This is a genomic window from Kordiimonas lipolytica, assembly GCF_001550065.1.
In genome coordinates this window covers 264,065-285,569 of sequence record NZ_LRUB01000032.1, presented here as the reverse complement: position 1 = coordinate 285,569, position 21,505 = coordinate 264,065, and the positions used below count along the sequence as shown (strand labels likewise).

Here is a 21,505-nt window from a genome sequence, read left to right as displayed (position 1 = left end):
GGTTTTCGGTTGACCCAAAGGGCCTGAGACCCCACTGGTAATGCAAATGCTCATTCTTTAGAATGGCTTTCAAGAGTTTATAAGACAAGAGGATGTCTCGTATGAGTGCCGCGACTGCTGAGAAATTGCCCAATCTGACCCTTCCGGAAAAAAAGGTTTCTGTGCGGGAGACGTTCGGGCTTGATCTCGATATGGAAGTGCCTGCGTTCGAGGAACGGAACGAGCATGTGCCTGATATCGATGAAGCCTATGTGTTCGATCACGACACTACGCTGGCCGTTCTTGCAGGCTTCGCCCACAACCGCCGGGTGATGATCCAGGGCTATCACGGCACGGGTAAATCCACTCATATCGAACAGGTCGCGGCGCGCCTTAATTGGCCGACGATCCGCGTAAACCTGGACAGCCACATCAGCCGGATCGACCTGGTGGGCAAGGATGCCATCGTGCTTCGGGACGGCAAGCAGGTCACCGAATTCCAGGAAGGCATCCTGCCGTGGGCGCTGCAAAGCCCGACTGCGATCGTGTTCGATGAATATGATGCCGGTCGCCCGGACGTGATGTTCGTGATCCAGCGGGTGCTGGAAGTGGAAGGCAAGCTGACGCTTCTGGACCAGAACCGCGTGATCCGCCCGCATCCGGCCTTCCGTATTTTCGCCACGGCTAACACCGTGGGCCTTGGCGACACCACAGGTCTTTATCACGGCACGCAGCAGATCAACCAGGGCCAGATGGACCGCTGGAATATTGTGGCGACCCTCAATTACCTGCCGCATGACACGGAAACGGAAATCATTCTGGCCAAGGAGCCAGCCTACAACACGCCTGAGGGCCAGGAGATCATCTCCAACATGGTGCGCGTGGCGGACCTTTCCCGCGCAGGCTTCATGGCGGGTGATATCTCCACCGTTATGAGCCCGCGAACGGTCCTGACCTGGGCGCAGAATGCGGCGATCCTGGGCGGCGACATTGCCTTTGCCTTCCGTGTCAGCTTCCTCAACAAGTGTGATGAAGCCGAGCGTCCGATCGTGGCCGAATATTACCAGCGCTCGTTCGGGCAGGACCTGAAGGAAAGTGCGTCCAATCTTGTGATGGGTGGTGCGTCCTGAGCACCGCCGGAGTAGCTTCTCATGGCAGACGGTAGCCAGTCAGCAAAAGAGACGTTCGAGCATGCGCTCGCGGCCGTGACGCGCGCGATTGCGGAAGACCGTAATCTTGAGGTCAAGTTCACGGCTGACGTGCCGGGGATTGTCGCTGGCGAAGCCCGCGTGCCCTACCTGCCGCATGTGGTGCGGGCGAAAGACGTGGCTGAAGTGCGCGGCCTTGCCGACTCGCTCGCGCTCCGTCACCGCTATCATGACACCAAGCTGCACAGCAAGCTGGCCCCGGGCGGTGCGCTGGCCCGCGCCATTTTCGATTCGGTCGAAAGCGCGCGGGTGGAGGCCATCGGTGCCAGGCAGATGCCCGGTATGAAGGCCAACCTGGCAGCCCTTGCGGAAAAGAAAGCGGTTGAAACCGGGCTCGCGCGCCCAACCGACGATGAAAGTTCGCGGCTGGCCGACGTGCTGGGCCTTCTGGTACGCGAACGGCTCACGGGTGCCACGCCACCGGAAAGCGCCCAGGTTGCGGTTGAAAGCCAGCGCAAATGGCTTGAAGAATCGGTCGGCCATCTTCTGGACCAGCTTGAAACCAAGGTTGAAGACCAGAAGGGCGCTTCAGTGCTGACCCGCACCATCATCGCCGAGCTGATCGGCAATAATGAGGGCGAGAAATCAGACGACGACCAAGAGGATGAACCGTCTGATGACGCTGAGGACGGCATGCCCGATACCCCAGACGGCGAGCCAGGCGAAGACCAGGATGGCGACGCAGACGGCGCCGAAGGGTCTGATGAGCAGGAAGGCGAAACCGCGGAAGATGAGCAGTCCTCCGAAGCCGCGATGGACGAAGTGGACGACAGCGAAGCTGAGGCCGGAGAAGGCAAGCAGGAAGGCACCATTCCGTGGCGGCCGAACCGCCCGCTCGACAATCTGCCGAACACGCCATTTTATAATATCTTCACGGAAGAGTTCGACGAGGTCATCAAGGCTGAAGAGCTGTGTGACACCGAGGAGCTGGAGCGGCTGAGGAAGTATCTCGACCAGCAGATGGCGCACCTGTCGGGCGCGGTGTCGAAGCTGGCGAACCGCTTGCAGCGCCGGCTTCTTGCGCAGCAGCGCCGTCATTGGCAGTTTGACCTTGAAGAAGGCATCCTGGATAGCGGCCGTCTGGCGCGCGTGGTCTCGAACCCCACCAAGCCGCTCTCATACAAGCTTGAAAGCGATACTGAGTTCAAAGACACGGTGGTGACGCTTCTTCTGGATAACTCCGGTTCCATGCGTGGGCGGCCGATATCCATTGCGGCAATTTCCGCCGATATCCTGTCGCGCACGCTGGAACGCTGCGGTGTTCGCGTGGAAATCCTCGGCTTCACCACCAAGGCCTGGAAGGGCGGCCAGAGCCGCGAGAAATGGCTGCAGGCCGGCAGGCCCAAGAACCCGGGTCGTTTGAATGACCTCCGGCACATTATCTATAAAACGGCCGATGCGCCCTGGCGCCGGTCGCGCCGGAACCTGGGGCTGATGATGCGCGAAGGGCTCCTCAAGGAAAATATCGACGGCGAAGCGCTCATGTGGGCGCACAATCGCATGATGGCGCGCACGGAAGAACGCCGCATCCTGATGGTGATCTCTGATGGCGCGCCGGTGGATGACAGCACGCTTTCCGTCAATTCAGGCACGTATCTTGAGAATCACCTACGCCAGGTGATTACCTGGATCGAGGACCGCTCGCCTGTGGAGCTGATCGCCATCGGTATCGGCCATGATGTCACACGATACTATAAGCGCGCGGTTACCATCCTGGATGCCGAGCAGCTTGGCGGCGCCATGACGGAACAGCTGGCGGCACTTTTTGAAGAAACGCCACCCAAACCGAAACTGATCAGGTAGCGCCCGTGAAACAGCATCGTTCCAATATCCTGCTGGCTCTGGTCCTTGTGGTCGCGGGGTTGGCATTTGTCTTTAAAAGCCAGTTGCTTGCGCCAGACCTGGGGGAGGCGCTGGCGGCACCTGCTGGGATCGAGCTGCGGGCTACGCCGGTACCGCTGAATGAAGCCGACCCGGGACAAAAGCGTGTTGGTGCCCTCACGTACGTTGCGGGCTGGGCCCTGACGTCACCGCATGACCGCTTTGGCGGTTTGTCCGGCCTGACGATCTCGGAGGATGGTAAACTGGTTGCCATCAGCGACCAGGGCGATTGGTTCATCGCCGGTTTCAATCCAGCGACCAGTGAGCCCGTCACGGATGCCGAGCTGGTGCCCTTTGATCTCAATATACCCGAAGACAGCAAGAAGAAGTTTGATGCCGAAGGATTGGTTCGTGCGGGCGACGGCTTCCTGGTTTCGTTCGAACAGCGCCACAGGCTGGAAATGGCGAGGCCGGGCGGCATTCCCACGCCATGGGCACCCGCAGCCATTATGGATTTCGCCGGTATTACTGAAAACGGCGGCATGGAAGCCATCAGCTGGACTCAGGATGGCCGCCTGCTGGCATTCGCTGAACGCGGTGTGGATGTGAATGGTCTGTCGCGCGTGTGGCTGGTGGGTGAAGATGGTGTCGATCTGCTCTCTTTCAAGCGCCCGAAGAATTTTGCCCCCACAGATGCGGCCTTGCTTCCGAACGGGGATATCCTGCTGCTGACACGCTTCTACTCGGTTGTCGACGGTGTGGCGATCAAGCTGCTGCGCATTTCGGCAGAAGATATTCGCCCCGGCGCCACGCTTGTGGGGACGGAACTTGCGCACCTATCCCCGCCGCTGACGGTGGACAATCTGGAAGGCCTTGATGTGGGTGTGGCCCCTGATGGCACGACGCTCGTCTATATGCTGTCCGACGACAATTTCAGCTCAAGCCAGCGAACGCTTCTGTTGATGTTTGCCCTTGAAGGCTGAACACTCATAATGAAAAAGCGCCGCAGCATCTCAGCCGCAGCGCTTCATGAAACTTGTGCTTTACCAAAAGGTCTTATGCAGCAGCTTGTTTCTTCTTGATTTCCTTCTTCAGCTTCAGCGCCTTCGCAGACAGGTCTGCGTCGCGAGCCTTGAGGAGGAAGTTGTCCAGACCGTTGTTGTGTTCAACGGAGCGCAGAGCGTGCGTGGAAATACGCAGGCTAACGGAGCGACCCAGAACGTCGGACAGGAGAGTTGCTTTAGTCAGGTTCGGCAGGAAGCGACGACGAGTTTTGTTATGTGCGTGAGACACATTGTTACCAGTCATTACTTTTTTGCCGGTCAGTTCACATACGCGCGACATGATCTTTATCCTTGTTTTTCTATCGGTTTTTCAATGCCTTAGGCATAACCGACGAATCTTTATGACCAAATATCGCTAAGACCGTTTCGGCATTAGCTCGCGGGGTATTAAGCGATTCGCACTGGGGGGTCAAGCCTTAATGGCTGTTTTCTGCGGTTGCCGTGCTGTAGTGATGCGCGTCGGCATCGTTGAAACAGACCATCCGTACATCTGAAAGGCTGGTGCTGGGGTGCTCATCAAGCCAGCCTTGTATGGCGTTCGCAGCCACGCGGGCAGCTTTGTCAATTGGATAACCGAAGATGCCGGTGCTGATGGCGGGAAAAGCGATGGATATGAGCTTGTGCCTGTCCGCAAGGTCGAGGCTGTGGCGGTAACAACTGGCGAGCAAATCGGCCTCGCCCTGATCGCCGCCGTGCCAGACGGGGCCGACTGTGTGGATAACATGGTGGGCTTGCAGGCCGTGGCCACCGGTGATTTTGGCGTGGCCAGTCTCACAGTGTCCGATAGCCTGGCATTCCGCCGCAAGGCCCGGCCCAGCCGCCTGGTGGATGGCGCCACACACCCCGCCGCCCGGTGCCAGTGCCTCATTCGCGGCGTTGACGATGGCGTCCACCTCCAGCTTGGTGATGTCGCCCACAACCACGCGGATCATGATGGCAGGGTCAGGCTTGGGCGGTTCTTGGCGAAATTCAGGTTGCGTTCCAGGAGCCAGCCAAGGCCGATCAGTTGGTCTTCCCGAAGCATATTGCCCCACAGCGTGATGGTGTGCGGCACAGTTCTTGGCTTGCCGGCTTTTATCTCCTGGCCCGCGAGCGGCATGGTGGGTCGCTCTGTCATGCCGACAGGCAGGGTCAGGCTGGGATGGCCGGTATAGTTGGTGGTAATCAGCATGTCGCCCGCGAAATTCGGGCAGACAATGATATCCACTTGCCGGTATTTTTCGGCCATCATTTCCATCACCTGGCGGCGAAAGCGGGTCAGTTGCAGATATTCGACAGCCGAGTGGAAGCGGGCCGCGCGGAACGTGCTGGGCCAGGCGCGGGCCTCCTGCCAGCTGAGCTCATCGTCGCGGCCTGTCAGCGTCAGATCCTCAAACGCTGCGGCAGCCTCCACCTCAAGCGTTCCAAGAAGCGAGCTATAGGGCAGCTTCGGCAGTGAAATCTGGACCAGTTCATAGCCAAGTTCCTTGATCTGGTCGAGCACCATGCGGTCCAGGTCTGTTGCATCCTCGCCGAACCAGGCGGGGTCATAGCCAACGCGCAGCGTTTCCGCCACGGCTTCCCGGCCAACATAGCGGAAGCCCCAGTCGTAGGAGCTCGGGTCATCTTTGTGGCCACCATTGATGGTGCCCAGCACCAGCGCGGTGTCCTCGACGCCCCGGCAGATCGGCCCGATTTTGTCCAGGCTCCAGCACAGCGCCATGGCGCCGGTGCGCGCGACGCGTCCGAAGGTGGGCCTGAGGCCGGTGGTGCCGCAGCGCGCGGACGGTGACACGATTGACCCCAGGGTTTCCGTGCCGATGGCGAACGAACACAGGGCCGCCGCCACTGCAGACGCCGATCCGGCGCTTGAGCCCGATGAGCCTTCGGCCATGTTCCAGGGGTTTCTGGTGATGCCGCCAAACCATTTGTCGCCGTACGCCAGCGCGCCAAGCGTTGTTTTGCCCAGGAGGATGGCGCCAGCCTCTTCAAGCCGCTTTGTTACAACCGCATCTGTCAGGGCCACCCGGTCCTTGTGGGTGGCGGCCCCCCAGGTGGTGCGCACACCGGCGGTATCCAGAAGGTCCTTCAGCGCATAGGGGATACCATGCAGCGGCCCCTTGTAGCGCCCCGACCGAATATCGATATCGGCCCGGTAGGCGGCTTCGCGTGCACTGTCCGTGAGGAGTGTGACAAAGCATTCAAGCTTGCCCGCATGCGCCTGAATGCGCCCAAGGTAAATGTCCGTCAGGCGGCTGGATGTCAGCTGCCCGGTTTTCAGCCAATGGCTTTGTGCCGCCAGTGGAGCGAAGGCGATGTCGTCCGCGCTTGCGGGTATCGGCCCGAAATCAACCGAACCCAGTTCCACGCGGTTTTCCTGTATCAGGTATTTTTCGCCCGGCAGACGGGGGTCGAACACCAAGGCCGGTGCGTCGTCATTATCCAGCGGCACCTTGGCGCGGCGGGCGCGCACCCGGTCGATCATATTCTCAAGCTTGTCAAAAAGTAGCGCGCGCTCTTCGGGCGTATATTGAACGGCCAAAACCCGTTCTGCACCTGCCAGGTCCTGCGGGCGCGGCAATGGGGGTTCGCCGGATTGGGGCGCTGGGGTGTCCTGACCAAGCGCTGCCCCGGCCACGGCAATGCCGCCAAGCGCGGAGGCGCCTTTCAGAATCTGGCGTCTGTTCAGTTTTTTATCCTGGCTCATTCGCTTGCACTTTTTTCTGCACACATGCCCCACAGGGGCTATGGCTGAATTTCCATATTCATTTCAACAGACTAACGCGCACAGTATGAAGGTTCAATTAATGGGTAAAATGCAACCTTATTATTCCGTTGTGCCTATCGGCGCGGTTCTTTAAAACTCGGCCCATTCCATTGTTCCAACAGGCGTAGTTTATGGCTGGCATCATCAAAGCAGTACTTGGCCCCACCAACACGGGCAAGACCCATTATGCGGTGGACCGGATGATGGGCTATGCCTCCGGCCTGATGGGCTTCCCGCTCAGGCTTTTGGCGCGCGAGGTCTATGACCGTGTGGTGGCGATCAAGGGCAAAAATCAGGTCGCGCTGTTGACGGGCGAAGAGCGCATTGTGCCCGAGGGCGCGCGCTATTTCCTTTGCACAGCTGAGGCCATGCCCCGAATGGCCGCCACCGATTTCATCGCGATTGACGAAATCCAGATGGCCGCAGACCCACAGCGCGGCCATATTTTTACTGAACATCTGCTGCACAGCCGCGGGCGTCACGAAACGCTGCTTCTGGGTGCGGAGACCATGCGCCCGCTCATCAGGAAGCTGATCCCCGAAGCCGAGATCATTACCCGCCCGCGCTTTTCAGAGCTGAAGCATATCCGGCCAGCCAAGATGCGCGCCCTGCCGCGCAGGAGCGCCATTGTCGGGTTTTCCTCATCTGACGTTTACGGCATGGCAGAGCTGATCCGCCGGCAGAAGGGCGGCGCCGCCATCGTGATGGGCGCGCTTTCGCCCCGCACGCGGAACGCCCAGGTGGAAATGTATGCCTCCGGCGAAGTGGACCACCTTGTGGCCACCGACGCCATCGGCATGGGGCTTAACCTTGATATCGGGCATGTGTCCTTCGCGGGGCTCAGTAAATTCGATGGCCGCACCTTCCGTGACCTGACAGCTGCTGAGGCCGCGCAGATCGCCGGTCGCGCCGGCCGCTATAAGAAGGACGGGACGTTCTCGACACTCGGGGGTGGGGGTGAACCCATGGATCCGATGATGATCGCCCAGATCGAAGAGCATGAGTTCGAGCCCGTCAAACGGCTTTACTGGCGGAATCACCGGCTTGATTTTTCGACGATTCCCCGGCTTGTGCGCTCGCTGGAGGCGCCTGTCAGTACCGAAGGCCTGCACCGGGTCAGGGACACGGTTGACCTGATGGCGCTGAAGAAGCTGGGCGCCGACGATGAGATATCAAGGCTTGCCACGACCAAGGAATCTGTCGAAAGGCTTTGGAATGTTTGCCAAATTCCTGATTTCCGCAAGCTGAGCGTGGAAGATCATACTTCACTTTTGCGCAAAATATACGTCGACCTGATGGGGCCGGCCGGTACCATCCCGCATGACTGGATTGCCCGGCAGGTCAAGCGGCTTGACAATACAAGCGGCGACATAGATACCTTGGCCGGTCGAATTGCCAGTATCCGTATATGGACATACGTTTCCCACCGGAAAGGCTGGCTTCGGGATGCGGCCCATTGGGCCCATGTAACGCGCAGTGTGGAAGACCGCTTGTCGGACGCGCTGCATGAAAAGTTAACACAGCGATTTGTGGATCGCCGCACGGCGGTCCTCATGCGCTCGCTTAGGCACAGGGATACGCTTAGCGTGAGCATTGATAACGAGACGAACCAGGTTTCTGTCGAAGGACATGAAATCGGCGAACTGAACGGTTTTTCCTTCCGCGTGGAGGCCTCTGCCGCCCCGGACGAACAAAAGACACTGAAGGCTGCAGCGGAAACCGCCCTGCAGGCAGAGCTGACCCGCCGGGCGAAACTGTTCGCCAATGTGGGCTATAAAACGCTCTCCTTCGATTTTTCCGAAGGCCTGGCAAACCCGAAAATCATGTGGGAAGGCGCGCCGATCGCGACCGTTCACGACAGCGGCGCCCTGTTTGGCCCGCGCGTGAAGCTGGTTGCTTCAAGCCTTCTGCAGGGTGAAAACGCCGACCTGGTTGTTGAAAAGACCCAGGAATGGCTGGACACGCGGATCGCTGAAAAGCTTGAGCCGCTTATCAAGCTGGCGCAGGAACTGAACGGCGAGACCGAGGCCCCTGAAGGTGCGGCGCCGCTCTCGGGCCTGGCGCGCGGCGTGGCCTACCGCCTTCTTGAAAACTACGGCGTGATGAAACGCACGGAAGTGGACGGCGACCTTCGCCAGCTGGACCAGGAAGCGCGCAAGGGCCTGCGCCGGTTCGGTATCCGCATTGGTGCGTCCTCGCTTTACATTCCACTTGTCTTGAAGCCACACGCCATCGAGCTCCGCCTGATGATGTGGGCGATGGCAGGCAAGCTGAACGGCCTGCCGGGCCTGCCGACACCGGGCATGGTGTGGGTGGAAACGGAAGCCACGGCCCCGAACACTTTCTATGAACTCGCGGGCTTTACCGTTGTGGGCAAGAAAGCCGTTCGTATGGACATGCTCGAGCGTCTCGCAGACGCCGTGCGGCCGCTGGGCCAGGGCGGCGACTGGTTCGAAGTAACGCCAGAGATCATGGGCCTTGTGGGCCTGTCTGGCGAAGACTTCGCCGAAGTGATGGCGGCTGCGGGCTACAAGCACGAAGTGCGTCAGGTGCCGGCGCCATCCAAAGAAGAAGCAGCGAAGGAAGAAGCCGCGCCAGAAGCTGCTGCTGAAGCAACGCCAGAGGCAGCGCCGGAAGCTGAGAAGGCTGAAGAGGCGACGGCTGAAGCGCCTGCGGAAGATGCCAAGGCTGAGGAAGCCCCCGCAGAAGAAACCAAAACCGAAGAGGCTCCAGCCGAGGCTGCAGCACCAGAGGCTGAAGCAGCCGCTGAAGGCGATGCCGAACTGGTTGAGCGTTATTTCTTCGCCTGGGCACCAAAGCGCAAGGCACGTCCACAAGGCGGCCGCCCACAGGGTGAACGCAAGGGTGGTGGCAAGCCACAGGGTAAAGGCGGCGATCGTCGGGGTAAAGGTAAGGGTGGCAAGCCATCCGGTCCACGCACCCACACGGCGCGTCCACCGAAGCGCGAAAAGAAAGCCGATCCGGATTCGCCTTTCGCAGCCCTCGCGGGCCTCAAGGAATCCCTTGAGAAAAAGAAATAAGCACGCTTTGGTCGTCATTGTTATGGCAGCATGCGCTCTGTAACTACCATCGTCACTCGCCGGCTTGACCGGCGAGTCCATGGATTCGCCAATCAAGTTGGCGAATGACGAAACTGTGGAGCATTCTGAATGACTGAAACGGGCGATAAAATCCGGCTGGACCTCTGGCTCTGGTACGCCCGTTTCTTCAAAACCCGCTCGCTCGCCAGCAAGGTCTGCAAGGCGCATAAGGTGCGCGTCAACGGCGAGCATTCAAAGAAAGCCTCAACCACTATTACGCCCGGGGATGTGCTGACCTTCCCGCAAGGCCCGCACGTGCGCGTGGTGAAGGTATTGGCCTGTGGTGAGCGCCGCGGGCCAGCCACGGAAGCCCAGGCGCTTTATGAAGACCTGTCGCCCATTGAAGAACAGGTGAAGGCCAAACGCGAGGAAGCCAAAACCGCCCCCGCGCTCCGCGAAGCAGGCTCCGGCCGCCCCACCAAGGCCGAACGCCGCGCCATCGACAAGCTGATGGACCGTTAGGCCGCCTTATTCATAAAGTACTACGTTTTCGTGAAACCAGCGAAGGCCACAGCTCATCTCCTGCGACGAGAGGCTGATGGTTGTTTTGTTGACTGTTCCCTTGCGAGGTCCCATCTCGCGCACAAATATAAAACTCCCAGGCGCGGTGCCTTCATACACTCCTTCGCCGATTTCACGGGATAGCTGAGACTTAAAGTTCCCCAGGAAGGCAAAGGGGTTATAGGTGCCGTCAATGGAAATTCCTGAGCATTCGGCTATTGTGAGACGAAGATTCGATGAATCTATGCCGTGAGTGATCTCAATGCCCGTGACTGGGTGATTAATGTGTATAAATGTCCCGCCAAACTTGATGCCACTATCGGCATAGACTTGGCTGTAGGTGTCTTCCTCCGACCAATCACATGCGGACAAGCAAAGGCATAACAAAAATGCTGCTGTGAATGAACGAAGGTTTCGATTCATGAGTGCCCCCATCTTTTAAGAATGTTAATGTTACATCATAACATTAACATGTCCAGTCATACGTTTGGACCGCTAGGCAAGCCAAACATTCGCGTGAGTTAAGAATCGCTTGCACATAAAGGCGTTGCGAGGGGGGATTGTTTTGGGCATAAAGCGAACTAATGATTATATCGCACAGCCGCCTTCCAGCCCGGCTGAATGCGAACAGGCACAGTTAAGGAGACACTCATGACGTATATTGTCACTGAGGCATGTATCAAATGTAAATATATGGACTGCGTTGAGGTTTGCCCGGTGGATTGTTTCTACGAGGGCGAGAACTTCCTCGTGATCAATCCGAACGAGTGTATCGACTGCGGCGTGTGTGAGCCTGAGTGCCCGGCCGAAGCCATCCTGCCTGATACCGAAGACGGGCTCGAGGAATGGCTCGAGATCAACACCAAATATTCCGAGGAATGGCCGAACATCACGGTCAAGGGCGAAACGCCTGCTGACGCGGATGACTGGAAAGGCAAGGAAGGCAAGAAAGAGCTTCTGTCGACCAATCCAGGCAAGGGCGACTGATTTTTCGCCTGATTTATTGCTTTTGCAGCAATGATTCCTGAGGGGCTCGGCCATATCGGCGGGGCCCTTTTTCGTGTAAAATCGTCTAAAATCCAGCAATAGAGCCAAATACAGGCATCTTTCCACTGTCATATTAGTGAAATTTGTGGTATAAGACGGTGATTGACGCGGCAATAAGGGCGCCAAGCCTTTAGCTGTGTGGTGGCTGGAACCGCCTATAATTGAAACGCTTTTTAAAGCCTGTTTGCGCTCCCGGAGCTGGGGCAGCAACGGTTTTTTTTGGCCCAGTGCAGGGTCGGCGCAATTTTATTGCCCGCCCGGACAGCCTCTGCCGACCCCAAATGGGGAAACGTGCATGCCCGAGAGGACGTCCAACCCTACACAGGTAGGCCGGCTAATGTAAAGAAGGACTAAGGACCACTATGGCAAAATCAAAACATCCTTATGCAGTTGGCGACTATATCGTTTACCCGAAGCACGGCGTAGGCCGCATTACCGAGCTTGAGACCCAGGAAATCGCCGGTCTCGCACTTGAGCTCTATGTCATCCGCTTTGAAAAAGAGCGCATGACGCTTCGCGTTCCAACGACCAAGGCGGAAGCCAGTGGTATGCGTCGCTTGTCTTCGGACGCAACGCTCAAGGAAGCCTTCACGACGCTTAAGGGCAAAGCGCGCATCAAACGCACGATGTGGAGTCGCCGGGCGCAGGAATATGAAGCAAAGATCAATTCCGGTGACCTGGTTTCCATCGCGGAAGTGGTGCGCGACCTGCACCGCGGCGCTGACCAGCCCGAGCAATCCTACAGCGAACGCCAGATTTACGAGTCGGCCCTTGGTCGCCTCGCGCGTGAACTGGCTGCGGTCGAAGACATCGACGAAGCCGCAGCAATGGTGAAGCTCGAAAAAGAGCTGGCCGCTTAAGCAAACGGCTCAGACCACGTTCAAAAAGCCCGTCCCTGGTGATCCCGGGGGCGGGCTTTTTCGTATGGAAAGACACAATCCCGTGACAAAGGAACGCTAAACTAAGAATCCCCAAAAAAGTTGCTGCAATTTGAATCTTTTAGGGTCATAATGCGCGACATTAATCGATCACATTAATTCTTGGGAGGGAATGAATGAGTCGTGGAAACTGGGCCACCGGTGATGACCGGAAGCTTATTCGCTTTGCTATGAAGGTCCCTATGCTGGACCGGGATGAGGAAGGCGAACTGGCGCTTTCCTGGCAGCAGGAGCGCGATGAACACGCGCTGAAAAAGCTGACCGAAGCGCACCTCCGCCTGGCCATCGCCGCTGCAAGCAAATATCGCCATTACGGCCTGCCTGTCGCTGACCTGATCCAGGAAGGCACCGTGGGGCTGATGGAAGCCGCCTACCGGTTTGAGCCGGAGCGGGATGTGAGATTCTCTACTTATGCAAGCTGGTGGGTGCGCGCCGCTGTGCAGGACTATGTTCTCAGGAACTGGTCGATCGTGCGCACGGGCACAACAAGCGCCCATAAAGCCCTCTTTTTCAACCTGAAGCGCCTGAAGGCCCGCATGGGTGTTGACCCGGACCGGCCGCTTTCCATGGGGTCCCGCAACCAGATCGCGGACGAAATGGGCGTGCGCCTGAAGGACGTGGAAGCCATGGAAGGCCGCCTGTCGGGTGTTGACCGGTCGCTGAACGCGCCGGTGGCGGATGAAAGCGCCCAGGAATGGCAGGACCTTCTGGTGAGCGAAAGCCCGCGCCCGGATCAGGAATATATGGAAAATGTCGATGGGGCCAAGAAGGCCGCGCTGATCGAGCGCGCCATGGGCAGCCTGACAGAGCGTGAGAGCTTCATCATTCGCGAGCGTCAGCTCCGCGAAGAGGGTGTGACGCTGGCCGTGCTTGGTAATCAGCTGGGTATCTCCAAGGAGCGTGTTCGCCAACTGGAGGCGCAGGCGCTGGGCAAGCTGAAGCAGGCGCTGATTTCTGAGGTGGGCGACCCACGCATGGCGGGCCTTGCCAGCGGCTAGGCCTTTTGCCTCTCCCACAATTCACAGAAGCCGGGCTCGTCGCCCGGCTTTTTATTTGCCGGCTTATGGCGCGATGGTGCGGAGTTGCCCCGGCCCCTGAAGGAGGAGCCTGGGCCCGCCCTTGAAATCGATCCAGCCGCGCACTTCCACGTCCTTGCCTTCCAGCGCCAACGGATCCAACCCGGCCTTGTCAAAGTGCCGCTTGGCGGAGCCCGGGATTTCAATGGTGAAGTCTGTGCGCCAGTCCTCACCGAAATTCAGATAGATGGTGGGCCCAACCTCATTGGCGCCCACAACCCGCCCGCGTACGATCTGGAACCACCCGGTGCGCACATCCGGCCCCAGTGCATCGACCGCCTTCAGGTTATCATAGGCCCACAGGCCCTTGCCGTCCGCGCGGGCCTGGTCTTCGGCCCTATAGAGCACTTCCAGCCCCCGTCTGCGCGTGGGCCGCGGGAAGACAAACACATGGCCGTCTTCAACCAGCATATGCTGTAGCCAGCGCCCGTCTGCCAGCAGCGCATGTGCTACCAATTCGCCTTCGCGATTGGTCTTCGCACCTTCACAGTAAAGCGTGATTTCCTGCCCATCGGTCAGCGCGAGGAGTGCCGCGCGCGCTGCTTCGGCGTGCGGCCAGCTCTTGTAGGGGTCGCCCTTTTTCCATAGCTCCGGCCCCTTGACCAGCGCCAGCTTGACGGTTTGGCCGTCGGTGGTGGTGAAGCGCGCCCCGCCAATGGCACCCGTCCCGGTGACCTTGCCGCAATCCTCCAGGCCCGTTCGGTCAAGCTCGACCGCGCCAGCGGCTTGCCCAGACAGCATCGCGACCAATATAAGGATTGCCCTTGATGGCATCATGTTTCATCCTCCCCCTGACTTGCCCATCGGACCTGGATGACTGTAGCCCTTTTGGGCCAGGCCGAGAAACAGAAAACAAAAGAGAAAGCATAAAGAGAAATCTTATGGCGCACGGTACGCACGACTATGAAGACGACCCCCGCAACCGCGATATTCAGATCAATGTGAACGGCGATTATTTCGCCCGCGAAGACGCCAAGGTTTCGGTCTTCGACAGTGGCTACATTCTGGGTGATGGCGTGTGGGAGGGCCTGCGTGTTCATGGCGGTGTGATTGCGTTCCTCGACCGGCATATGAAGCGGCTTTATGAAGGCGCAAAGGCGATTGATATGGATATCGGGCTGACGCCGGCTGAGCTCAAGGCCCGCCTCTATGAGACCATAGACAGGAACCAGATGACGGAGGGCGGCCATATCCGCTTGATGGTTACCCGCGGTATCAAGGCCACGCCCTACCAGGACCCGCGCGTGACCATCGGTGATCCGACCATCGTGATCATTCCTGAGTTCAAATCGCCGCTCAAGACCACGCTGGAGAAAGGCCTGAAGCTCTTTACCGTGCATGTGCGCCGCGGCGCGCCGGACGTGCAGGACCCGAAGCTCAATAGCCATTCGAAGCTCAACTGCATTACCGCCTGCATCCAGGCCGCCAAGGCGGGCGCGGACGAAGCCCTGATGCTGGACCCGCACGGCTTTGTCGCCACCTGCAACAGCACGCACTTCTTCATTGTGCGTGACGGCGAGGTCTGGACCTCAAGCGGGAAATACTGCCTGGGCGGTATCACCCGCTCCATGGTGATTGAATGCGCGCGTGACGCGGGCATCCCGGTGTACGAGAAAGATTTCAGCCTGACCGATGTATATGGCGCGGACGAAGCATTTGTCACTGGCACCTTCGCGGGCCTTGTACCGGTGGGGGATGTGGACGGCCGCACCATTGGTGATGAGGGCGCCGCCATGCCCGGCCCGATGGTTGAGCGCTTGCGCGGGCTATACAAGGCGCGGATTGAGGCCGAGGTCGCGAAGGGGCGCAGCTGATGACAGACCAGATGACCGGCGAAAGCATCCGCATCGCCATGTGGTCCGGCCCCCGGAATATCTCGACCGCCATGATGCGGTCGTTTGAAAACCGGGCCGATACCATCGTGGTGGATGAACCCTTCTATGCCGTTTACCTGAAGGAAACGGGGCTTGACCACCCGGGGCGTGACCTGATCTTGAAGGAGCAACCCACCAGCTGGCAGGCGGTGGTGGATGACCTTCTGGCGCCCCTGCCGGCGGGCAGAAGCATCTTTTACCAAAAGCATATGTGCCACCATATGCTGCCCTCGATCGGCCTTGACTGGACGAAGGGCTTCAGGAACGCCTTCCTGGTGCGGGACCCGCGTCATATGCTGGCGAGCTATATCAAATCGCGGCCGGACGTGACGCTGAAGGACCTGGGCCTGGAGCGCCAGCTGGAGCTGTTCCACATGGTCGCGGACCGTATCGGCAAGGCGCCGCCGGTGATCGACAGCGCCGATGTGCAGGCGGAGCCAAAAGGCGCGCTCATGCGGCTTTGCGAGGCGCTCGATATCCCATTTGATGCGGCCATGCTTTCGTGGCCCAAGGGGCCGCGCGATAGTGACGGTGTCTGGGCGCCCTGGTGGTATGCGGGGGTGGAACGGTCAACCGGCTTTGCCGGCCGGAATGATGCCTCCCGCGAGGCAGAATTTGAAAAGCTGGACGACAGCCTCAAGCGCATCGCTGACGCCGCCATGCCCATCTATGAGGAAATGGGCCGCTACCGGATTTGACCGGGCCCTGCGCGCAGCTGGTCAGGCCTGATCTTTGGTGCCGTAGAGTGGGAAGCCCAGCGTGACGGTGGTGCCTTCGCCCGGCACGGAGCTGATGGCGAAATCGCCGCCAAGCAGTTCCATAAATCGGCTGACAAGCGGCAGGCCAAGGCCGGTTCCGGTGTGGTTGCGCGCATATTCGCCCTGCACCTGACCAAAGAGAGACAGGGCTTTCTGGATGTTCTCGCGTGTCATGCCGATCCCGGTATCGCGTACCACCAGCTGGTAGCGGCCTTTCACGACATGGCCGGAAACCATGATCTGTCCGCCGGGTTCGGTGAATTTCACCGCATTAGACAGTAGGTTGATCAACACCTGGCGCATGATCCGTTCGTCGCTATAAAGCTCTGCCGGCTCGCAAACTTTGGTCAGTTCGATCTGCTTTTCATTGGCCTGCGCCTGGATGATCTTGCAACTGGCGTCCACCACCAGAATGGGGTCGACCTTCTCGGCATAGATATCGAACCGTTCGGCCTCGAGCTTGGAAATATCAAGGATATCGTTGATGATAGACAAGAGATGCTCGCCGCTTTGGCGGATCAGTGTCAGATATTCCTTGTTCTTCTCGCCTTCCACCTTGCCGTAAAGCTCAAGCGACATCAGCTCGGTAAAGCCAAGGATGGCATTCAGCGGCGTGCGGATTTCATGGCTGGTGGAGGCCAGGAAGGCTGACTTGGCTTTGTTGGCGCCTTCAAGCTCCCGGAACAGCTGGTTGGCACGGCGCATGAAACGCGCCATGGCCAGCACCACAATCAGCAAGAGAATGGCGGCGGGCAGCAGCATCTTACTGATCATCTCTGATCCGGGCGCCGCCGTTTGCCATGTCAGATACCGCACAGGTTTACCGGTGAAATCTATGACCGGTAATGTTGTATCCGCGCGTCCCGGGTGGTCGAGCAGAGACAGGCCTTTAATGGCGTTGGCCGCGCCCATCCCCTGAAGGCGCATTTCAGACAGGTGGGCGATGAAAATGATCGCCGGGTGACCATGTTTTGCCACCTCGTCATCAAGGTCATTTGTACCTGTGTTCTGGACAAGGCTCGCGCCGAACGCCAGCAACTGGCCGTCAGCCAGGAGGTAGCCGGACTGGCTGACCGGTTCCCGTGGTTTGGGTTCCGGCAGCGACCGGACCAGATCCTGAAAGCCGCCATCCAGAAGCACATGGGGCGCTGGAAGGTCTTCAACAAAACTGGAATAGACCAGGCTGCCGTCCGGCCGGACAACCAGCAGGCCATGGATATCCTCAATGCCGCTGACAGACTCGCCGATGGTGGTGTCCATCCATTCGATGTCTTCTTCAAGCGTGATGTTGGTAACGGCTTCGTCCCACCAGGCATTGTCTTCAGCCAGGACCCCAAGGGACTTGGGAAGGGAGGCGATATCCTGCTCAATCACTTTGGCTTCAGCATCCAGTGCCGCGTCGTCCTGCAGTGATGCGGCAACAATTACAACACCAACGAACGCCGCGATACTGGCGGCAACCGCAATGAAGACCGGTGCGACAAGTCGGTGAAAATCCACAGTGATTCCTCAACAGGAGCTACAAGGATATCAGACGCGGAATAGGTTAATATTCTGTAAGAAGAGCGCAGTTTTCTGCATTTTTTGCGCCTGCCGCCGCGTGCCTGCTTCGACATGGTTGACCCGCTTTTGGATTGCGGCTAAACCGCATAGGCATGCCATGGCATGGCCCCGTAGCTCAGCAGGATAGAGCACCAGATTCCTAATCTGGGGGCCACAGGTTCGAATCCTGTCGGGGTCACCACTATTTTAACAGGGGCGGTTCATCGAGTCCCGTTTCTATTAAGCAGCCGCAACTGGTAGGCGAAAACCACGAGCCCGAACAGTGCAAGTCCTACTAACCAGGGCAATAAATTGCGGTCTGATGCGAAAGTGGCTTGTGAATCGGCGTAGCTCAAAACCTCTTGTTGACCGTTACTGAGCGCAAGGACTGTTTGGTATTTTCGCTGAATGCCAAGCTCATTGATGCTGGTGTCCAGTTGGAAGCGGACGGTTATAACCCCGTTTGGTTGCCGAAGCGCATCTTCGATAGCTTGTCGTTTGCGGCCATAGAGTGGCATATACTGAAAAGTATACGGGCTATTTGAGAGATTGAAGAGGACATCTTTTCGTTGTTCTTGGATTTGAGTTACGCTGCCTGTCGCAATATCTAGCTCTTGTTCTTCGGGCCAAGCCTTGTTTGATTTGGCCCCGTCCACCAATAGCATGACAATTCCTAGGAACGCTGACGCAACAATTCCCAGCCAGAGCTTGCCTTTGCCCAGCTTCTTGGCTTCGTTGAGTAGATACCGTTCAATTCGGTTCACTGTTTCCCCCATTTAATTTCTTCACGGAAATTCATGATGTCCCCCAATCTAGAATGCGATAATTTTATCCGCATTCAGGTCGAAGTTGGCCATGTATTTCCTAAAACTCTCTGAGGAACTCATCGAGGACCAGGTGAAAGTTCATGGCAATTCTTTTTGGCAGCGAGGGCAGTGTTTCGGTGCCCAAAAGGGGTTCGAATAAAAGGCGTTCCTCAGTACAAGGTGTTTGTTGCAGGCTGGGCAACGAGTTGCCCAGACCGTAAATACCAGTAAATTACCCCCACCAAGCCAACCAATTGCGACAACCAGGAAACCCCATTTGTACCCGTTACTGATTAGTACCATCGAGATAAACAGTAGCACCCACCCATAAGCAAAAAGCTTTAGATTGTTCCGCCACATTTTCTTTGTCGTTTGGGGAGCCATATAAAGCTTACCGCCGCCAGCCTTCCGCGTCGGAGGCGAGGGCCGTGAAGGCGCTGATGCTTGGCAGGAAGAAATAGTCCCCGCCCTTGCACACCACGAACTGTTGCAGCGCGTCGCACACCATTGTTTCGCGTCCGGCGGCATTGTCGCCCGGGATCACCATCTGGTCGTGCCCGCACTGGGTGCCGATAATGGGGTCGCGGTCATTGCCCTGGTCGAACTCATTACCGTAGTTCACCCACTGCTGCTGCACAAATTCGAACTGGCGCGAGATGCTGGCGTTCAGCACAATAAACATCAGGCCCTGGCCCTCCTCGCCGTTCACTTCCGCCTGTGTCTTGCCGGTGGGGACCAGCTCACCATAGGTGATGGCGCGACGAAGAATGCGGTGCCGGTCCACCAGCAGCGAGCCGAAATCAGCGCCGAAGCTGTCGCGCGGGTTGGTGCGCCGCATGTGCGAGCCCAGGGGGCACACCCGGCCTTCGGGGTCTGATGAATATTTGAAATCGAAATCGTCATGGGCTGGCATCAGCGGCGTGCCGTCGCGCCGGCGGCCCACCATGCGGCTGGCGATATCATCTGCGTCAGCATCCAGTTTCTTGGCCTGGCCCTTCATATAGTCCCGCCACAAGTCCACATTCTGTTCGAGCTTCCTCAGCACCATGAAGGACCCGTTTCTTGAAAAGCCGTCCGGCTTGGGCGCGAGCGGGATCTCGCCATTGGTGTCCACATGGCCCAGGAGGAACTCGCCCGCCGGGAAGTCCTCCCACTCGCCTTTCGCATTGATGCGTCCGCCGCCGGTGATGTGCTTGTCATTCAGCCCTTTGATCGGCGGGTTGCCGATGCCGTCCCTGAAGCCGAAATGCTCCAGCAGCACAGGTTTTTGCGGTTGGCTGTCTTTGTCTTCGAGATAGACCGGCACATCGGGGCTGGAGACAAGGCGGCTGACATCCTGGCTGCCGACAATGGAAATACCTTTTGTCTTGGATACCCAGGTGGTGAAGGCCTTGTCCCAGTCCTTGAGCTGGGCGTCGGTGCGAGCATAGACGCCAACCCACAGGTGAACCTGGTGACCTTCCCAGATGTCTTCCCAATGTTCAGGGGCGCTGTCGCCCGCGTCGCCATTGATGCTGGCCCGCCTGCGCATGCCGTCGCGGAAATCCTCCGGCAGGCTATAAAGGAGGTCGTTATCGAGCTCGAGCGCCTCAAGGCCTGCGCACGTGAAGGCGGCGTTTACGCACACATCCGGCTTGACTGTCTTGAGGTCATGAAAGCTGGTGAGCGGGCAGAGGTGCTTAAGGAGCGCGCGCCCCGCCTTGTCGCTCTTGTAGTTCAGGAAGAAAAAGCGCCCCTTGGGCCACGCCAGGCCAAAACCCTTGAAAATGCCCTGGATGTCTTTGGTGTTGATCGTTGTGCTGCTCATCAGAAACTTCCCGGCTTTGGCAGATTGGGGGTGGCGAGGTCCGCGCGGCTTTTGCGCCAGGCGGCCTGCAGCTCTTTGTCGCTCTTGCCCTGATGGGCCGAGACAAAGTCCGCGAGCGCGTTCTTGCGTGTGAGCATCAGAAGCGTGTCCCCCACGCTCAAGTCAAAACCCGCATAGCCAAGCGGGTTACTGAAGCTGCAGGCGTCAATATAGCGCCGGAAAAAGACAGCACCCTTGAAGTCCGGGTAGCCGATGCACTGGCCCCAAACATTGTGGACGAAGTCAGCATCGCGCCTGTAGAGGCTGTCGAGAAAGTCATCCACGCGGCCGTCGATATCGATCGCGAACAGAAGATATTTGCTTTTGAGCGCAGCACCTGACGTGTCGCCCATGGGCGGCACAGCCTGATCCAGAATCTGGATACGGGCCATATGCACCATCGGGCAATCGGTGAAGGGGCTATCGTCCTGTTCATGCGCCAGCAGCGTTTTGCGAATGGTGGCCTCACGCCCGTCCGGGTCATTGCGGCGATGCTCAATGGGTGAGATGACGGTCAGGAAACTGTGATCGGTCATTGGCTCAGCTCCATCGGCACGGCGCGGTGGGCAAGCGCCTCGTGTTTTTCTTCAAGCCCGGTTTTGCCAAGCCACGGCGATACCTGATTGACGAAGGCGCGGTAGCGGCGACCGAACTCGGCGTCGTCCATCTCGTCCTTCGTGTCTTCAAGGAAAGCTTCAAGTTCAGCGTTCAGCTTGGTGGCGGCATCGATATCGCGCACGGTCGCGCCTGGGTAGGCGTTGTAGTAAAGATGCTGTGGCGCGGTGAAATAATGGATATAGCGCTTGAAAAGCCGCATCGGCCAGGGTCCGGGGAAGCCTTCGCTGGTGTACCACAGCATATTCAGGCCCTTGGAGACCGCATGGATGCGGCCGAAAGCGTCGATATACTGGTCCCACGATCCATTGAAGTTGGTGGTGAAGACATAAAAATCGTAGGGCCAGTTGTCTTCAACCGGCTGGTCTTCGCTCAGGCGCGGCAGCTTGTTGCCCTTGATCAGAATCCAGCGGGCGAAATGGATGAAGGCCAGCTGTTTGACCACCCCGAGCGGCAGGTGATGGAACACGAACAGGATGGCGTTCGTCAGGAAGCGGCCCCACCCCTTTTTGACCGGCGTGATCACGGTCAGGGGGTTGGACTTGCCCTTGAAATGAATGGGAACAAGCGGCATGGCGCACCC

The 21,505-nt window shown here is 58.5% G+C and carries 20 protein-coding genes and 1 tRNA gene; 11 read left to right on the top strand and 10 right to left on the bottom strand.

The window, feature by feature from the left end; translation table 11 throughout:
- Positions 1-101: 101 nt before the first annotated feature.
- From cobS to KORM41_RS17085, 3 genes are read left to right on the top strand one after another with little or no spacing between them, the layout of a single operon-like run.
- Positions 102-1,109 (top strand): cobaltochelatase subunit CobS, encoded by a 1,008-nt coding sequence (gene cobS / locus KORM41_RS17095; protein WP_068151066.1) that lies wholly within the window; start codon positions 102-104, stop codon positions 1,107-1,109.
- A gap of 21 nt (positions 1,110-1,130) precedes the next feature.
- Positions 1,131-2,990, top strand: a complete 1,860-nt coding sequence (gene cobT / locus KORM41_RS17090) for a cobaltochelatase subunit CobT (protein WP_068151063.1) — start codon at positions 1,131-1,133, stop codon at positions 2,988-2,990.
- Between the two features lie 5 nt (positions 2,991-2,995).
- Entirely contained in the window at positions 2,996-3,991 is a 996-nt protein-coding gene (locus KORM41_RS17085) for an esterase-like activity of phytase family protein (RefSeq protein WP_068151061.1), read from the top strand.
- Between the two features lie 73 nt (positions 3,992-4,064).
- On the opposite strand, the gene rpmB is transcribed toward KORM41_RS17085, so the two are convergent.
- The 3 genes from rpmB to KORM41_RS17070 form a co-directional block, all read right to left on the bottom strand.
- The gene (rpmB, locus tag KORM41_RS17080; RefSeq protein ID WP_068151058.1) at positions 4,065-4,352 is read right to left on the bottom strand and encodes a 50S ribosomal protein L28; all 288 of its coding nucleotides are present in this window, start codon (positions 4,350-4,352) and stop codon (positions 4,065-4,067) included.
- Between the two features lie 136 nt (positions 4,353-4,488).
- The gene (locus KORM41_RS17075; protein ID WP_068151056.1) at positions 4,489-5,004 is read right to left on the bottom strand and encodes an O-acetyl-ADP-ribose deacetylase; all 516 of its coding nucleotides are present in this window, start codon (positions 5,002-5,004) and stop codon (positions 4,489-4,491) included.
- Positions 5,001-6,758, bottom strand: coding sequence for an amidase (locus KORM41_RS17070; RefSeq protein WP_068151054.1), 1,758 nt, complete (start codon positions 6,756-6,758; stop codon positions 5,001-5,003). The genes KORM41_RS17075 and KORM41_RS17070 overlap by 4 nt, the downstream gene beginning before the upstream one ends.
- A 191-nt stretch (positions 6,759-6,949) precedes the next feature.
- Between KORM41_RS17070 and KORM41_RS17065 the strand changes: the two genes are divergently transcribed.
- Positions 6,950-9,859 (top strand): helicase-related protein, encoded by a 2,910-nt coding sequence (locus tag KORM41_RS17065; protein WP_068151050.1) that lies wholly within the window; start codon positions 6,950-6,952, stop codon positions 9,857-9,859.
- Between the two features lie 129 nt (positions 9,860-9,988).
- Complete coding sequence (locus tag KORM41_RS17060; protein WP_068151047.1) at positions 9,989-10,381, top strand: RNA-binding S4 domain-containing protein; 393 nt, start codon at positions 9,989-9,991, stop codon at positions 10,379-10,381.
- A 6-nt stretch (positions 10,382-10,387) separates the two neighbouring features.
- Here the strand turns inward: KORM41_RS17060 and KORM41_RS17055 are convergent, their stop codons facing one another.
- Entirely contained in the window at positions 10,388-10,843 is a 456-nt protein-coding gene (locus tag KORM41_RS17055) for a hypothetical protein (RefSeq protein WP_068151044.1), read from the bottom strand.
- A 228-nt stretch (positions 10,844-11,071) separates the two neighbouring features.
- On the opposite strand from KORM41_RS17055, the gene fdxA reads away from it, so the two are divergent.
- The 3 genes from fdxA to KORM41_RS17040 all read left to right on the top strand — a co-directional run bounded on the left by fdxA (position 11,072) and on the right by KORM41_RS17040 (position 13,403).
- Positions 11,072-11,407, top strand: coding sequence for a ferredoxin FdxA (fdxA, locus tag KORM41_RS17050; RefSeq protein WP_068151042.1), 336 nt, complete (start codon positions 11,072-11,074; stop codon positions 11,405-11,407).
- Positions 11,408-11,829: 422 nt separating this feature from the next.
- Complete coding sequence (locus KORM41_RS17045) at positions 11,830-12,327, top strand: CarD family transcriptional regulator (protein ID WP_068151039.1); 498 nt, start codon at positions 11,830-11,832, stop codon at positions 12,325-12,327.
- A gap of 194 nt (positions 12,328-12,521) precedes the next feature.
- The gene (locus KORM41_RS17040) at positions 12,522-13,403 is read left to right on the top strand and encodes an RNA polymerase factor sigma-32 (RefSeq protein ID WP_068151036.1); all 882 of its coding nucleotides are present in this window, start codon (positions 12,522-12,524) and stop codon (positions 13,401-13,403) included.
- Between the two features lie 63 nt (positions 13,404-13,466).
- Here the strand turns inward: KORM41_RS17040 and KORM41_RS17035 are convergent, their stop codons facing one another.
- Positions 13,467-14,258, bottom strand: a complete 792-nt coding sequence (locus KORM41_RS17035; RefSeq protein ID WP_068151033.1) for a thermonuclease family protein — start codon at positions 14,256-14,258, stop codon at positions 13,467-13,469.
- A gap of 104 nt (positions 14,259-14,362) precedes the next feature.
- Between KORM41_RS17035 and KORM41_RS17030 the strand changes: the two genes are divergently transcribed.
- Positions 14,363-15,295 carry an aminotransferase class IV gene (locus tag KORM41_RS17030; protein WP_068151030.1) on the top strand — a complete coding sequence of 311 codons (933 nt, stop codon included), beginning with the start codon at positions 14,363-14,365 and terminating at the stop codon, positions 15,293-15,295.
- Positions 15,295-16,053 carry a sulfotransferase-like domain-containing protein gene (locus KORM41_RS17025; protein WP_231727315.1) on the top strand — a complete coding sequence of 253 codons (759 nt, stop codon included), beginning with the start codon at positions 15,295-15,297 and terminating at the stop codon, positions 16,051-16,053. Before KORM41_RS17030 ends, KORM41_RS17025 begins: the two co-directional genes overlap by 1 nt.
- Positions 16,054-16,074: 21 nt before the next feature.
- Here KORM41_RS17025 and KORM41_RS17020 read toward each other — a convergent pair whose 3' ends face one another.
- The gene (locus tag KORM41_RS17020) at positions 16,075-17,613 is read right to left on the bottom strand and encodes a sensor histidine kinase (RefSeq protein WP_068151027.1); all 1,539 of its coding nucleotides are present in this window, start codon (positions 17,611-17,613) and stop codon (positions 16,075-16,077) included.
- A 167-nt stretch (positions 17,614-17,780) separates the two neighbouring features.
- On the opposite strand from KORM41_RS17020, the gene KORM41_RS17015 reads away from it, so the two are divergent.
- Positions 17,781-17,857 (top strand) — tRNA-Arg (locus KORM41_RS17015).
- Positions 17,858-17,876: 19 nt separating this feature from the next.
- Here KORM41_RS17015 and KORM41_RS17010 read toward each other — a convergent pair.
- The 4 genes from KORM41_RS17010 to KORM41_RS16995 all read right to left on the bottom strand — a co-directional run bounded on the left by KORM41_RS17010 (position 17,877) and on the right by KORM41_RS16995 (position 21,496).
- A complete protein-coding gene (locus KORM41_RS17010) occupies positions 17,877-18,419 on the bottom strand; it encodes a hypothetical protein (RefSeq protein WP_156432032.1) in 543 nt (180 codons plus the stop codon).
- A gap of 433 nt (positions 18,420-18,852) precedes the next feature.
- Entirely contained in the window at positions 18,853-20,268 is a 1,416-nt protein-coding gene (locus KORM41_RS17005) for a Dyp-type peroxidase (protein WP_068151021.1), read from the bottom strand.
- A complete protein-coding gene (locus KORM41_RS17000) occupies positions 20,268-20,843 on the bottom strand; it encodes a hypothetical protein (RefSeq protein WP_068151017.1) in 576 nt (191 codons plus the stop codon). The genes KORM41_RS17005 and KORM41_RS17000 overlap by 1 nt, the downstream gene beginning before the upstream one ends.
- Complete coding sequence (locus KORM41_RS16995; RefSeq protein WP_068151016.1) at positions 20,840-21,496, bottom strand: hypothetical protein; 657 nt, start codon at positions 21,494-21,496, stop codon at positions 20,840-20,842. Before KORM41_RS16995 ends, KORM41_RS17000 begins: the two co-directional genes overlap by 4 nt.
- Between the last annotated feature and the right edge of the window lie 9 nt (positions 21,497-21,505).

Coding starts and splice junctions, on each gene's coding strand:
- cobS (WP_068151066.1), top strand. CDS start 102: ATGAGTGCCGCGACTGCTGAGAAATTGCCCAATCTGACCCTTCCGGAA.
- cobT (WP_068151063.1), top strand. CDS start 1,131: ATGGCAGACGGTAGCCAGTCAGCAAAAGAGACGTTCGAGCATGCGCTC.
- rpmB (WP_068151058.1), bottom strand. CDS start 4,352: ATGTCGCGCGTATGTGAACTGACCGGCAAAAAAGTAATGACTGGTAAC.
- KORM41_RS17075 (WP_068151056.1), bottom strand. CDS start 5,004: ATGATCCGCGTGGTTGTGGGCGACATCACCAAGCTGGAGGTGGACGCC.
- KORM41_RS17070 (WP_068151054.1), bottom strand. CDS start 6,758: ATGAGCCAGGATAAAAAACTGAACAGACGCCAGATTCTGAAAGGCGCC.
- KORM41_RS17065 (WP_068151050.1), top strand. CDS start 6,950: ATGGCTGGCATCATCAAAGCAGTACTTGGCCCCACCAACACGGGCAAG.
- KORM41_RS17060 (WP_068151047.1), top strand. CDS start 9,989: ATGACTGAAACGGGCGATAAAATCCGGCTGGACCTCTGGCTCTGGTAC.
- KORM41_RS17055 (WP_068151044.1), bottom strand. CDS start 10,843: ATGAATCGAAACCTTCGTTCATTCACAGCAGCATTTTTGTTATGCCTT.
- fdxA (WP_068151042.1), top strand. CDS start 11,072: ATGACGTATATTGTCACTGAGGCATGTATCAAATGTAAATATATGGAC.
- KORM41_RS17045 (WP_068151039.1), top strand. CDS start 11,830: ATGGCAAAATCAAAACATCCTTATGCAGTTGGCGACTATATCGTTTAC.
- KORM41_RS17040 (WP_068151036.1), top strand. CDS start 12,522: ATGAGTCGTGGAAACTGGGCCACCGGTGATGACCGGAAGCTTATTCGC.
- KORM41_RS17035 (WP_068151033.1), bottom strand. CDS start 14,258: ATGATGCCATCAAGGGCAATCCTTATATTGGTCGCGATGCTGTCTGGG.
- KORM41_RS17030 (WP_068151030.1), top strand. CDS start 14,363: ATGGCGCACGGTACGCACGACTATGAAGACGACCCCCGCAACCGCGAT.
- KORM41_RS17025 (WP_231727315.1), top strand. CDS start 15,295: ATGACAGACCAGATGACCGGCGAAAGCATCCGCATCGCCATGTGGTCC.
- KORM41_RS17005 (WP_068151021.1), bottom strand. CDS start 20,268: ATGAGCAGCACAACGATCAACACCAAAGACATCCAGGGCATTTTCAAG.
- KORM41_RS17000 (WP_068151017.1), bottom strand. CDS start 20,843: ATGACCGATCACAGTTTCCTGACCGTCATCTCACCCATTGAGCATCGC.
- KORM41_RS16995 (WP_068151016.1), bottom strand. CDS start 21,496: ATGCCGCTTGTTCCCATTCATTTCAAGGGCAAGTCCAACCCCCTGACC.